Origin of the sequence: Ferrimicrobium sp. (assembly GCF_027319265.1) — a bacterium.
Classification (GTDB): domain Bacteria; phylum Actinomycetota; class Acidimicrobiia; order Acidimicrobiales; family Acidimicrobiaceae; genus Ferrimicrobium.
The window spans coordinates 1-13970 of the sequence record NZ_DAHVNP010000045.1 but is presented as its reverse complement, the minus strand read 5'-3'; the positions used below and the strand labels follow the sequence as shown (position 1 = coordinate 13970).

Sequence of the window (13970 nt, the reverse complement as noted above, 5' to 3'; positions counted from 1 at the left end):
GTTTTGCCTATTGCCGGTGGCCAAAACAGGAGATTCGAGGCCAACCCATCTCGCAGCGGTGCCCATTGGCAACCTGCTATAGTGTGGCCGATATACCGCAAAACAACCCATCGCCCTCTCTGTGGCACCAGTGGGGGGTGTGCACCCTGAGTAACCGACCAGCAAAGGGCACTAATGCCGAGGCTACCGTTCGCCTCCTCCTCCGATGACCCTCTGCCACCCTAGACAACATCCTGCCACCGTGTCAGGTTTCAAAGAGAACACGCGCATATTCTCCCTAATGGCCAGGGTGGTGAGGCCTCGAAAACAGTCCGTCAGTTTGCGGCGCTGGGCATATCGCGACACCGAGTGCCCCGAGGGCGAGAATGCGCACCAGCCAGATGACCCACAGGGGGTAATCGGTCAGAGCTTCTTTTGGAGACTGTGAATGAGTGAGGTTTTGCATACCGATCCTGGTTGGTTATGGGTCATCACGCAGACCGCCGCGGTGATCTCGTTCACCGTCCCTCCAATGGACTTCGCAACGGGGGAACTCGGGTCCGACAGCGTCGCCGCGATGGTCTGCCAATTCAAGCCAGCGAGTACCTGGGGAGAGTAGCTCGCCCCGTCGATCACAAACTTGTTCGCAAAATCGACGAAGGGGATGGAGCCACTATCTTGGGTCGTCGGGACATACGGCGGCACATCGTAGGTCTGCAGGAGATTATTCTCCTTGGTGGTTAACGTCTGCAACGGTGCATGGGTCCGTGTCTCTATCTCCCGAGTGACCAGCGACAGATACGGAGAGCTATAGCTCGCATGCACAAACGTGAACGTATTGGTGTCAGGATAGACATCAGTACTGCTTGACTCCATGAGTTCTAGCCCTTTGAAGGTCCCAAACTTCGAGAGGGCCCCGACAAGAGCCCAACGCTCGGCTGCACAATAGGGGCAAAAATCCGCCCCCACATAGAGCAGTTCAGGCTTGCCATTGAGTGTGAGCAGTTTGCCTCCTTTGGCCACCTGAGGTGGGGAGACCAGCGAGGAGTCGACTCCGACTGTGGTGAGTACACTCTCGGGGATATGGGTGACCCGCGCCAGCACGTCCTGGGGTACCGGAGAACCTAACTGCGCTGATGTTGGCGACGAACTCGATTGATTGGATTTACGAGTGAAGAGAAAAGCCACCACGATGGCGGCGATGACGACCACCACGAGCCCGACCGCTAGCGGTCCCCGGCTTCGCTTGGTAGTGGTAGTTGGCATAGACTGCTCCTGTTGGTCAACGATACGACTGACTTGCTAGCCTACTTGCCCTACCGACACGCCACCCCGTCCATCACATTCGATGCGTCCAGAGCGCTTGTCAACCTCTCATGATCATCAGTCGCAAAGGTACAAGACCACGACCCAACTAGTGAGTGCCACAACATGATGGACCAAGGCGTTGAGGACGCTGATCAAAGACACTCGTCACGAGCTCATAGGGATGAGCCACCTCCCAGGCGACGAGGTCAGCACGGCCTCCCTGATCGAGGGAGCCACGATCGGTAAGCCCTAAAGCTTTGGCGCTATAGCGAGTCACGCCAGCAAAGGCCTCGACGGGTCGCAGCCCATAGAGCGTCACCGCAAGGTAGGCGGCCAGCAAGAGACTACTCGTCGGCGATGTGCCAGGGTTGAGATCAGTCGCAACCGCCATTGCAACCCCTTGGGCTCGCAACTCCGCTACGGGAGGGTTAGTAGGGAAACTCTTGTGGAGCGAGGCGAACGGCAACAGGACCGCCACCGTGCCAGCCGAGCGGGCAGCGACGATCGCTGCTTGCGAGAGGTGTTCAAGATGATCGATGGAGCGCGCGCCAAAGCCTATGGCAAGCTCTCCTCCTCCGATGGCACCGAACTGGTCAACGTGGGCCCGTAGCGGTAGCCCGAGCTCCTTGGCACGCACAAGGTACGGAACGATGACTGCGGGCGAAAACCCCTCAGGATCGATAAAACAGTCCACCATGTCGATCAACCCCTCGCCAGCCAGAATCGGCATCACCTCCTTCACAAGGAACGCGATGTAGTCGATAGGGACATCAGCAAAAGCAGCAGGCACCGTGTGCGCACCAAGAAAGGAGGTCACGACTTCAATGTCACGGTAGCCAGAGAGCCCTCTGGCAATCTCAAGAAGTCGACGTTCGCCCTCCAGAGAGAGCCCATAACCCGACTTGATCTCGACGGTGGTCACACCATGATCGGCAATCTGATCGAGGCGCCCTCGCGCCAATGTGACCAAGGACTCTCGTGAAGCACGATTGGTGGCCGCCACCGTGGCCAGGATCCCGCCTGACTGGAATCGGTGCTGATCCGAATCAAGGGGATCACGTTCAGCTAAAAAATCCCCAAGCCGATCACCAGCGTAGATCAGATGCGTGTGACAATCGACGAGACCAGGGGTGACGAGTCGTGACTCAAGATCGAGGAGCTCAAGTCGTCCGAGAAGATCTTCTTGCTCGCTGCGTGGACCAGCAAAGGCGATCCTACCGTTTTGGATATGGATGAGCCCGTCCTGGATAAATCGAAGAGCGCCACTGGCATCCACATCGGCAAGCGAGCAGTTCCCAAAGAGCAGCTCCTCCATCTAGGCACCAACAGAGGGAAGTTTGAGCCCCCGCACTCGGGCCTCCTCGATCGCCTCATCATAACCTGCATCAGCATGGCGCATCACACCAGTACCGGGGTCGTTGAAGAGAACCCGAGCCAGGCGGCGGTCCGCTTCGTCGGAGCCGTCACAGACGATGACTTGGCCCGCGTGTTGGGAGTATCCCATCCCGACACCTCCACCGTGGTGCAGCGATACCCAGGTTGCACCCCCAGCAACGTTGAGCATCGCATTCAAGAGTGGCCAGTCAGAGACCGCATCAGAGCCGTCACGCATCGCCTCGGTCTCACGATGTGGACTCGCTACCGAGCCAGTATCGAGGTGATCTCGTCCAATCACAATCGGCGCACGCAGTTCACCACTGGCCACCATCGCATTAAAGGCTCGCCCTACACGGGCCCGGTCTCGCAGGCCTAACCAACAGATCCTTGCCGGTAGTCCCTGAAACTTGATCTGCTCTCTGGCCATATCGAGCCAGTGGTGGAGATGTGGGTCGTCATCGACCAGCTCTTTGACCTTGGCATCGGTCGCATAGATATCCTCGGGATCTCCCGAGAGCGCCACCCATCGAAACGGACCATACCCTCGGCAAAACAGTGGTCGAATATAGGCGGGGACAAAACCAGGGATCTCGAAGGCACGTTCCACACCAGCCTCATAGGCGCCTTGGCGGATGTTATTGCCGTAGTCAAAGGCGATCGCACCCCGATCGACCATGCCAAGGATGGCCCGGATGTGTCGCCCCATCGAATGCTTCGCATCGGTCACGAGCTGAGTGGGATCACTCGCACGGCGCCACTCATCAAGGCTATAGCCCACTGGGAGGTAACCCCGAAGGGGGTCATGAGCGCTCGTCTGGTCTGTCACTAGGTCCGGTACGATATTGCGCTCGACCATCTCCTCGATCACTTCAGCTGCATTGCCCAAAAGACCGACCGAGGTAGGATGGCCCGACCGTTTCGCCTGCTCGAGGAGACCCATCGCCTCCTCGAGCGAGAGCGCACGATGTTGCAGGTAGCCAGTTTGTATGCGCAGTTCGATACGACTCGGATCACACTCAATCGCCAGCATCGAGAAGCCGGCCATCGTCGCCGCCAACGGCTGGGCACCTCCCATACCACCGAGACCGGCGGTAAGAATCCAACGACCAAAGGGGTCGCCACCAAAGTGGGTCTGTGCCGCGGAGACAAAAGTTTCGTAGGTTCCCTGAACAATCCCTTGTGATCCAATATAGATCCAGCTGCCCGCCGTCATCTGACCGAACATCATCAAGCCCTTGGCGTCAAGTTCATCGAAGTGCTCCCAGTTCGCCCAGTGCGGGACCAGATTTGAGTTCGCAATCAAAACCCTCGGCGCATCCGGATGGGTGGGGAAAACTCCCACTGGCTTGCCACTCTGTACAAGGAGCGTCTCGTCATCACCCAACGTACGCAAAGCAGCAAGGATCCGATCGAAGGATTCCCAGTCCCTCGCCGCTCGTCCGATACCGCCATAGACGACGAGATCCTCCGGATGTTCCGCTACTTCAATATCAAGGTTGTTTTGAATCATGCGGTACGGCGCCTCAGTGAGCCAACTCCGACAGGTCAGCTCTGTCCCCCGCGGTGCCTTGATCGATCGGTCTGGATCGTGTCGATTTCCCATCAGTACTTCCCTTCTATCCTGGCGATCGTAGCCCGAAGTTGCGCCCCAAGCTCGCGCCGTTCTCCGTCGATGTCTGAAGTCGTCTCTTGCCCATCGACCCAGACGTTGGTGATTGCAGCCCGGGTTCCAAGACGGACAAGCTCAACCGGATCAACACCCGCAATCCCAGGCTCGCTAAGATCGAGGGCTACCAGATCGGCGAGTGCGCCGGGGGCAATCCACCCCACCTCGCCAAAGCCAATGGTGTCATGCGCCCACAGTGTCGACCAAAGCTCTTCGGTGCGTAGCAACGAACGCTGATGCGTGCGGAGCCGCTCGTGGGCGTCGATACTGGAGGCTTCCAAGAGCGCATCGATATGGACGTGTTGATCGGTTCCGATGCTCACTCGAGCTCCAGCCCGCAGTAGGTGACCCGCCAGGGAAAGACCATCCCCAAGGTCCTCCTCGGTGGTAGGACAAGCACAGGTCACAGCGCCTGTGCGCACCAGACAAGCGAGTTCGGATTCGATGACCTGATTCAGGTGCACGAGCGTCGTCGATGGGCCGAGTAGTCCCCGATCCTCAAGCAAACGGAGCGGTCGTTCTCCGTAGTAGCCGATCAGCGCGTCGACTTCCTTTACCTGTTCCATCAGGTGAAGATGCCATGGCGCCCCATCAATCGCCTCGACGATCACCGCTAGTTCTGAGAGCGAGACCGCCCGTAACGAATGCGCACCACGTACAATACGAACCATCGCAGAGTCATCGAGCTCCCCGACTCGGTCCAGGTAGGTATCGACATCGGCGTCCCCAAAGCGACGCTGCACCCCTTGGAGCGGAAGATATCCCGCCTCACCGAGCCCGCCGTGGAGGTAGGCTACGTCGATAAGGCCGAGGCGCACCTGGGCTTGTCGAGCTGCCTCGATCAAGGCTCGGCCCATCGCATTCCGATCCGCATAGGCCTTAGCGTCCGCGCCGTGATGCAGGTAGTGGAACTCCCCCACTGAGGTGAAACCCGCGAGGCGCATCTCACGAAACACCAGCGTCGCGAGTTCCAGGTAGGTATCGGGATCCAGCCGGTCGGCAAAACGATACATAGCTTCGCGCCATCGCCAAAAATCATCCGCTCCTTGAATCGCGCGGCCCCGGAGTCCACGATGGAAGGCGTGACTATGACCATTGCAGGCACCAGGCATCAAGAACCCGACCACCGAATCACTCCCCTCAGGGGTGCCTTCCTCAAGGCCAACGATTCGGCCCTCCTCGACCGTTACCACGATCTTCGATCGTAGGTCACCTGGCGCAACAAGGGCAAGATCTGCGAAAATCTTCATCCGCTTAGACCCTGGATCACCCGAATCAGGGCGTCGACCCCGGCGGCCATGTCCTCCTCGTCGGCGTCTTCCAGCGGGGAGTGTGACACGCCGGTGGGGTTCCTAACAAAGAGCATCGCCGCAGGAATCCCGTGCGTCGCCAGGATGCCGGCGTCATGTCCTGCCCCGGTGCTGATGACCGGGAGGTGCCCCAGGATCGAACCAATCCTTCCAGTCAATTCCGTATCAAAGACCGTCGCTGGCGTCAGAGATTCATTGACGAGGACGCCCCCGTATCCATGAGCGAGTTCGCCAATCTCCGCTGCAAGACGCTCGAGTCGATCACCGTCCTCGGCTCGAGCATCGACCCAAAGGTGTACCTTAGAGGCGATCGCGTTGACCGCGTTGGGTTCGACAACGATCTTGCCACAGGTCGCTACGGCCTTGTGTCGCTCCGCACACGCGGTGAGATCGAGGATAAAATTCGCTGCTTTGATGACCGGATCATCACGTTCCGCCAGGGGTGTAGTGCCCGCATGATTAGGCACACCGGACAGCGTCGTCGACCAGCGACCATGGGGCCAAATGAAACTCGCGAGCCCGAGGGGTGCGGCGAGGCTGATGAGTTGATGGCCCTGTTCGATATGGAGCTCCACAAAGCGTCCGATGCGCGAGAGTGCCCGTTCATCCCGTCTCAGCTGGGTGGGCTCGACTCCTGTTGCCCTCACGACCTCTCCGAAAGATCTCCTGTCATAATCGCGTAGTTGTTCAAGGCGTGTCGAGGTGGTCTCTCCAGTGAGGACGCGTGATCCCAGGCACGCCACCCCAAAGCGAGCTCCCTCTTCGTCGATGAAGTTCGCGATTCCTACCGCAGCACGAGGACGAAAGCCATCACGGAGGAGTTGTTCAACCGCGCAGATGGCAGACAAGACACCGAGCGGACCATCGTAGGCCCCACCAGCAGGAACTGAATCGAGGTGCGAGCCAAGCACAAGGTTGTGTTCAGGGTCGAGATCTGGGTCGCCCCACCACGCCCACTGATTGTTGGCAGTATCCACACTAAGGGTGAGTCCCAGCTCGCTAACCGTCTGGGCAAAGAATGTTCGGAGTTCACGGTCCTCATCGGAGTAGGCGAAGCGGCGATAGCCTCCATGCACGGCGTCATAGCCGATCGCCGCGATCTGGGCAAAGAGCTGGGGGAGACGGGTCGATGAGTTCATCACTACCTTTCAGGATTTGAGGAAGTACTGGTACGTGCTCGCTCTTGACTCAAAGGCCTCCATCAGCACTTCAGCGGCTGGCGGATCCGCATCCGCAATTGCCTCGATCAGCAGCGAGAGGGCAAGCAGGGCGGCGGCGTGAGTATCATAGAGGAGTGTTGTCCCCACGGGAACCAACAACGAATAATCCATATAGTCGAGCGTCGGAGAGCCTGACTGATCAGTGAGACCGACCATGCAGTAGCCCAATCTCCGTCCCGTCTCCAATAAAGGAATCAGGTCACGCGGCCAGCGTGGCATCGCCACGACCAACATGGCAGAAGCTCCAGCCTGGTGAGCCTCGTACAGTTGATCAACTGCCGAAGAACCAGCTTCCTCCACCAAGAGCACATAGGGATGGACCTTCCGAGCGTAGAACGCAGCGTAACGCGCGAGTGCCTGCGATGCCCGAACACCGACGATGATAAGCGGTTTGCTCGCTGCTAAAATCGACCCGATTCGCTCAAGCTGAGACCCATCGGTCAATAAGGCACTCAGTCGGCTCAGGTTGGCGATCTCCTCTGAGATCGCCAACTGGTACTTGTTCAGCGCCTCTGGATCCTGTTGACTCCGTTCACCCGATCCGAGATCGCGTAACGTTCTGCGAAGTTCAGCGTAACCCGAATAGCCAAGTGCCGTTGCAAAACGGACAACTGAGGGCTGTGACACGCCAGCGAGTTCAGCGAGTTCAGAGGTTGTGAGATAATCGGCACGGCCTAAGTGGGCCGCAAGAGTCTGCGCAATCCTGCGCTGCACCGGAGTGAGTCTGTGTCCTTCGAGTATCGACTTGAACGTCAACAGCTGCGTTGAGATTGGCGTTGAACTCGTCAGCTTTGCACCTCCTCGACCTCGCCTTCCGATCGAACCGGAATACCTTGCCACTTAGCGTAGAGGTAGTAGGCGACCGTAGCAAAGACAAGGCCGACGATCCAGGAGATGTCTGCACCTCCGAGGTGTTTGGCAATAGGGCCCTCATACAGGCTTGAGTTCACAAAAGGGACTTCCAACAGGATCGTCAAGCCATAGATCAGCAGAGTTCCGATATTCCACTGCCCATAGGGACCATGGCGTCGAAGGAGTCCAGCGACGTCATAGTGACCGCGCCGGACTAGGTAATAATCGGTGAGGTTAATCGCCGTCCATGGAACGAGGAGATAGAGCAGAAACAGAATCACGTTCTCAAAGTTGTTGAGAATGTTGTTTGGGAACAAGATGGTGACCAACAATGAGAGTATCGTAAAGCCCACCACAAAGATCGCACGCGCTCGCTTTGTCGAGCGCAACTTCCCATTCGCCGAGACCGCACTTAAGGCGGTAAGAAATGCGCCATAGGGACTCTCTGCGCTGGCGGGCAGCAGGCTAAGGAGCAGAAGAACGATAAGCAACCCCGCCACCGCTGGGATACGATGTCCGAGGAATCCAATGGGATCGGCGTTCAATGCGCTATAGTTGATGGCCGCCCCAAGCGCCCCAACCCCCATGATCAAGATCGCTCCCACTGCAGAACCGACAAAGGTGTAGGCGAACGTCACCGAGCCCTTCGTCTTACTCGGGAGGTAGCGCGAATAGTCCGACACATAGGGCGCCCATGTGATCTGCCATGAGACAAAGATCGATACTGCCAACATGAAAGTGGCGAGATTGTTCGCCGTGCCATGATAGTTCGAGGGCACATGCTGAATGAGTTCAACAAAGATGATTACAAACCCAACGGCACTGAGTACTGAGATGACGCGCGATACCGCATGAATGAGACGATAACCAAACAGCGCTACGACCAGGACCACAACGTTATAGATCACTACACCCAGGTCCCGAGAGATCCCGATCCAGTTCGCGAGCGCCGGTCCCGCAACGAGGCCCCCTGCTACCGCAAAGCCCAAATACATCACGACGACAACGACAAATGGGAGCATCGCACCGCGATACCCGAACTGCGCTCGTGACTGAATCATTTGTGGCAATCCGAGCCTTGGACCCTGGACCGAGTGATAGGCCATAAACAGGGCACCGATCAGGTTGCCAACCACGATAGCCAGCAAGGCGAGGCCGAAATTGAGACCGAGAGCCACCGCTACTGCACCTGTCACCAATGCATTGATCTGGAAATTCGATGCAAACCAGAGTGTGAAGAGCGAAAAAGGACGACCATGCCGCTCTTGCGTCGGTATCTGCTCAATTGAGCGTGTCTCCATCATGTTCGCTTCAGTGGACATGGAATCCCCCCGTTCTCCCAGTGAATGCTTTGATTCACCATCATACATGTATCAATACAATCATGCAGTCTAAAATCTGATTAATTTATTCATTAAGTGTGATGTGAATGGGGTGGCCTACGGAGGTGAGTTGGCGATTCGCTGACAACTCTGGACCAGTCATGGCACGAAACCTGCCTGCCCCAAGCGCGGTGCTGGATGGCTGGCTACAGTTACGCTACAGGAAGCAGCAGTGTTGCCTCGCACGAGCGCCTAAGGTGCCCAAATATCACGTTCCCAGCATGGTTCAAATGGGATCATCTTCCCCGAGAACGATCTCCGGATTCGATCGGGGTAACGCCGCCAACGAGACGACCGCCCCGAGCAGACAGGCGACCCCAAAGAGCAGAAGTCCCGCTCCCGGACCAGCGACAGCGACGAGAACGGCGTAACCCGTCACACCAATGATGCCTCCGAGTCGTCCAGACGCTTGCGATAGCCCCTGGCTAGAAGCACGAATCTCTGGCGCAGCGTACTGCGATGGCGAGATGACAGTCGTCTTGTCAGGACCCGCGGCACCAAAGAAGTAGCTGCTGGCCAAGAGAAGTCCAATGATGAGTGGGGATACGTGAAGACCGTCGATCAGCGCCAGACCTAGCAAACAGAGAGGGAGCGCGCGACCCAGAAATCCAGTGATCTGGAGTCTTCGTCTACTCACACGATCGATCAGTAGCACCGCCACCAGGGATGCGGGAATCGTGATCACCTTGACCAATGCCGCGTCAAGCGCCCCTGAGCTCGCCGATGTCTGAAGCACCGTGACCAACAGCAATGGCAAGACCAGTCCGATGCCCTGATCGGTGATCTGGTAGAGGAGGGTTGCGAGAGCCTGTGCACCGAGACGCTCGTGTCTCAGAGCGAGCGCCGCGCGTTGCCTGAGTTGGCGAAATGTCAACGGGGTGAGCAGCGACCAACTCGGCGCCTCAATAAGGCGACGCCGGAAGAGAAGGAGCGGTAGCGCCAGTAAGGCTGCCGAGCCCAGAAGGACTCGCCAGCCAAGGGGACCCATATGGGCGAGGATAAGCCCTCCGAGCGCATAGGCAGCGAGTGTCCCAAAGTTCGCTCCAAAGAGGATCCAAGCCATCGAACGACCCTTTTTATGCGAAGTGACCATGTCGGCCACAAAGGGGAAGACTACCGCAAAATCCACTCCGACCGCCACGCCGGTAGCGAGTCGTGCCACCGTTAACACCGCAAAATCAGGAGCGAAGGCTGCCAATAGAGCGGAGATGGCGAAGAGAAGGAGATCGCCTACGATCACCGCACGGCGGCCAATCCGATCCGCCAGGAAGCCCGCAGTGAGCGACCCAACCAGCATGCCAACCAACGTCGCCGTTCCAAGAGAGGTGACAACTCCAGCGGAAAGGTGCCACTGATCACGAATCGGTGCAAAAGCGACCGAGATCGCAGCCAAGTCGTAACTTCCGAGGATGATACCGGCCCCTGCAATGGGGATAGCCCGTGACGCTTGGGTCGAAGCATGCATATTGTTGAGGTTAGCCTAAGCAAATTCAATGGTCAGCTTTCAAGATTTAAGACTGGGCTGCCAGAGGAGCCCCAGGACAAAGAGCGTCAGCTAGAGTCGAGTACGAACCGCTGAACCGCCAAGATCGGATAGACCTCGCGAGGCGCAAAGCCCCTCACCCGCATAAGCGGGCTCCGTTCGTCCTCATTCGCACCGGATCGAGTAATTACATAGTGCGATCTGCTGAGACCGCAGTAAGGGTCCGTGGCGGGGCGATGTGGGGGTCAGGTAGCATGATCGACTTCTGTCCCATCTCCAACCTCGAGACTCCGCTAAGAACCAGTTCTCTTCGGTAGTTTGACAAGAGAGGCGCCACCGGAGTGACGGTACTATAGCAGCGATCTTGGCCACGATCACGGTCATACCAGATCCGCCCGCCCCTCGAGTTCGGAACCCAAGCCCAACTGGGACGCCATGTAACCACGGTACCCAATCGTTCAATGATTCTTACCGAATATTGACATAGTTTATCTATAATATTAGTATATTAAAAGTATGGGGCAAGAGCAGGAAAACGGGCATGGGATCGTCTTTTTGATCGACCGATCGACCGGAGTCCCTGCATATCGCCAGATCGTCAACCAAGTGTTGGCGGCGCTACGCCTCGGCCAACTCGCTATCGGCGATCAACTGCCCCCCGTCACCGAAGTGGTCCGCCAGGCGAGTATCAACGTCAACACCGCCCTCAAAGCCTACAAAACCCTTGAGACACAGGGGATCACGCTCGCCAAACAGGGAGTTGGCACACTCATTGTCCACAATCCATTCCTCGGCAAGGAAACGGTCCACCGCAAGCTTGCCGAACGACTCGACGCTGTGGTTGTCCAAGCGGTCAACGATGGGCTCACTGACGACGATATCAAGCTCGCACTCACAACGGCGATCGAACGCCTGGCATTGACGAAGGAGGGAAGCAGTGCAACATAGTGGTCTCGAAGTACAGGACTTAACGCATCTTGCATACCGAGAGGAGTTCTTGCATCGCCTACAGCGCAAGGAGATCCTACACGGCATGAGCTTTCACCTGGAAGCCTCGAGGGTTACGGGTCTTGTTGGGCAAATCGGAGCCGGTAAGACGACCCTCCTGCACTGTCTCGCGGGCCTGCGTCCCATCCTCTCAGGCAAAGCTACCCTCGACGGCCAGCCTCTTCGCCGTGGTGATCTCGCGCTCGTCGACCAACGGGCATCGCTGCCCCAAGAACTGACTATCGCCGATCTTGGACACCTGTGTGAGGGCTATAACACCGGCTTCGATCGAGCCCTCTTCATGAAGCTCATCGACCGCTTTGATCTCGCTATGAACGTCCGTATCAAACGAGTCTCGGAGGGTCAACGTAAAGTCGTCGCTATCGCCACCGCTCTAGCGAGACATGCTCGACTGCTGCTCCTAGACGAGCCGCTCGCATCGCTCGATCCTATGTCACGACGTGCCATCATGGGTGAGGTCCTTGCAACCGCCCACGAAGACGGAACGACCATACTGCTCTCCTCACACCTCGTCACCGATATCGAACGCGATTGTGACTGGTTGCTCATCCTCGATCGCGGCTACCTTCTCGTCTCCGAGTCCATCGACACATTGATCGAGCGTCACGTCTACCTCGCGGATACCCACGACACGAGTGGCACCGTGGTCACCGCTGGCGGCGGTCGATCGCTTGTGCGACGTAGCGGTCCAAGTGATGACGATCTCGAGCACCCTGGCCTCGAGGAGATTGTCATCGGCTATCTCAATGGTGCCCAACAACAACGTGAACACGAAGATGTCCCACCAGGCTTCGTGTCCACCATCAACGAAGGAGAGCACGCGTGAACCTGATCACCGACCCCTCAACGAACACGAGGAGACCCCCGCTCCTCCACTCAAGCCGCAGCAACCTCCTCTACGAGTCCCGAGTACTGACCCTTTTTCTTGTCACCCTCAGCCTTGAGATCATCTGGTGGGCCATCGCCTGGATCCTGCTGCATACTTACCCGACGTATCGACCTGGCGTCAACCTGCCGATGAACCGGACGATATCGATCATCACCGGAGTATCCATCGCGCTTGCCTTCATCATTCCCGTCGTCATTCCGATCGGCTCGTTAGGGGCCCGCATCGCGAATGCCTTCGACGATGGTTCAGGCTCGTATCTCTTCACCCAAGGGATATCGCGGCGGCGCTGGCTCGTCACCAACCTCCTCGTCGCGCTTTCGATGACGGCGGTCCTCTCCATTGTCTCGGCAAGTGGCTTTCGATTTCTCGTCGCGCCTCACCTCCTGAGCCCGACACCACCGTATTGGAGCTATTTCTTCGAGCTTGGGCCAGCCGCAATCGGCTACTCCCTGATACTGACCGCAATGACCTGCCTCTTGGGACTCGTCACCAAAGCACCGACGGTCACCACCCTCATCAGCATTCTCCTCGCCCTCCTTCTCCTCCCCATCGGGATCAACATCTCCTTACGCCTTCTCCCCACCGACTCCACCTCAGGCCCGTACCTGTTGACCGGAGTGGCCGCCCTCAAAGCGAACGGTGGACCCCTTGGGAGCAATGTACATAACGCGGTGGCCTTTAACTCACTATCCCCGCCCGTAAATAGCGATGCGATCAGCACCACCTACCTCGATCACGGCCGTCCAATGGACTTCCTCCACATGATCACCCTTCAGAACCACTGCGCAAGTGCTGATGGTCAACTCAACGTAGCGAGCTCAAAACCTGCCTGTCAGGAACTTCGATCGATTCGAGAGATCATCACCTATCAGCCAGCCAGTCACTTCACCCCACTCCAATGGCGGACACTCGCTCTCTCGATCATCGTCACCGCCTTTTTGGGGCTTCTTGGTTATCTCCTGATCGACCGACTTCGCATCTAAACCCTGACAAATCGGGTCATCATCGACTAACGTCTGGGGTATGACCATCAACGATCAACTGGCCACATTAGGAATCGAGCTGACCGCGGCTCCAGGAGCGAAGGGGTCGTATCTGCCCACCCTCGTTGTCGACTCCCTTGTCTACGTCTCGGGCACATTACCGCTCATCGGCGATACGCTCAAGGTGACCGGCATCGTCGGCGATACGGTGACCATCGAGGAGGCCCAGGCTGGAGCCCGCCAGTGCATGATCAACATGTTCTCTCGGTTAGCTACCGACCTCGGAGGGCTTGAGAGGATCGCGCAGTGGGTGAAGCTCACGGGTTTTGTCGCCAGCGCGCCTGGATTTACCGCACAGCCAACGGTAATGAACGCCGCCTCAGATCTGGTGGTGGAGGTCTTTGGGGATCGCGGACGGCATACGCGATCAGCCGTTGGGGTCAGCTCCCTCCCCCTTGGGACCCCCGTCGAGATCGAGGCGATTCTTCGGCTGGAGGCGTAGCCGGGTCGCGG

Annotated in this window: 12 protein-coding genes; 4 read left to right on the top strand and 8 right to left on the bottom strand. The window is 57.8% G+C overall.

Annotated features, from left to right (window positions below; all coding sequences use genetic code 11):
- Positions 1-402 precede the first annotated feature (402 nt).
- The 8 genes from M7439_RS06980 to M7439_RS06945 all read right to left on the bottom strand — a co-directional run bounded on the left by M7439_RS06980 (position 403) and on the right by M7439_RS06945 (position 10559).
- Positions 403-1245 carry a DUF929 family protein gene (locus M7439_RS06980; RefSeq protein ID WP_308464437.1) on the bottom strand — a complete coding sequence of 281 codons (843 nt, stop codon included), beginning with the start codon at positions 1243-1245 and terminating at the stop codon, positions 403-405.
- Between the two features lie 148 nt (positions 1246-1393).
- The gene (hutI, locus tag M7439_RS06975) at positions 1394-2602 is read right to left on the bottom strand and encodes an imidazolonepropionase (RefSeq protein WP_298347285.1); all 1209 of its coding nucleotides are present in this window, start codon (positions 2600-2602) and stop codon (positions 1394-1396) included.
- Positions 2603-4267, bottom strand: coding sequence for a urocanate hydratase (gene hutU / locus M7439_RS06970; protein ID WP_298347287.1), 1665 nt, complete (start codon positions 4265-4267; stop codon positions 2603-2605). It abuts the gene before it with no gap.
- Positions 4267-5580 carry a formimidoylglutamate deiminase gene (locus M7439_RS06965; RefSeq protein ID WP_298347288.1) on the bottom strand — a complete coding sequence of 438 codons (1314 nt, stop codon included), beginning with the start codon at positions 5578-5580 and terminating at the stop codon, positions 4267-4269. The genes hutU and M7439_RS06965 overlap by 1 nt, the downstream gene beginning before the upstream one ends.
- The gene (locus M7439_RS06960; protein WP_298347290.1) at positions 5577-6779 is read right to left on the bottom strand and encodes an allantoate amidohydrolase; all 1203 of its coding nucleotides are present in this window, start codon (positions 6777-6779) and stop codon (positions 5577-5579) included. The genes M7439_RS06965 and M7439_RS06960 overlap by 4 nt, the downstream gene beginning before the upstream one ends.
- A 9-nt stretch (positions 6780-6788) precedes the next feature.
- Positions 6789-7616: a MurR/RpiR family transcriptional regulator gene (locus M7439_RS06955; protein WP_298347292.1), complete on the bottom strand. Its 828-nt coding sequence runs from the start codon at positions 7614-7616 to the stop codon at positions 6789-6791.
- A 29-nt stretch (positions 7617-7645) separates the two neighbouring features.
- Positions 7646-9034 (bottom strand): cytosine permease, encoded by a 1389-nt coding sequence (locus M7439_RS06950; protein ID WP_308464436.1) that lies wholly within the window; start codon positions 9032-9034, stop codon positions 7646-7648.
- 286 nt (positions 9035-9320) lie between these two features.
- A complete protein-coding gene (locus M7439_RS06945; protein ID WP_298347295.1) occupies positions 9321-10559 on the bottom strand; it encodes an MFS transporter in 1239 nt (412 codons plus the stop codon).
- Between the two features lie 534 nt (positions 10560-11093).
- Here M7439_RS06945 and M7439_RS06940 point away from each other — a divergent pair.
- The 4 genes from M7439_RS06940 to M7439_RS06925 are packed head-to-tail and all read left to right on the top strand — an operon-like array spanning position 11094 to position 13959.
- The gene (locus M7439_RS06940; RefSeq protein ID WP_298347297.1) at positions 11094-11525 is read left to right on the top strand and encodes a GntR family transcriptional regulator; all 432 of its coding nucleotides are present in this window, start codon (positions 11094-11096) and stop codon (positions 11523-11525) included.
- Complete coding sequence (locus M7439_RS06935; RefSeq protein WP_298347299.1) at positions 11515-12411, top strand: ABC transporter ATP-binding protein; 897 nt, start codon at positions 11515-11517, stop codon at positions 12409-12411. Before M7439_RS06940 ends, M7439_RS06935 begins: the two co-directional genes overlap by 11 nt.
- On the top strand, positions 12408-13457 hold the full coding sequence (locus tag M7439_RS06930) for a hypothetical protein (RefSeq protein ID WP_298347300.1): 1050 nt from the start codon (positions 12408-12410) through the stop codon (positions 13455-13457). The genes M7439_RS06935 and M7439_RS06930 overlap by 4 nt, the downstream gene beginning before the upstream one ends.
- Positions 13458-13497: 40 nt before the next feature.
- Entirely contained in the window at positions 13498-13959 is a 462-nt protein-coding gene (locus M7439_RS06925) for a RidA family protein (RefSeq protein ID WP_298347301.1), read from the top strand.
- Positions 13960-13970 lie beyond the last annotated feature (11 nt).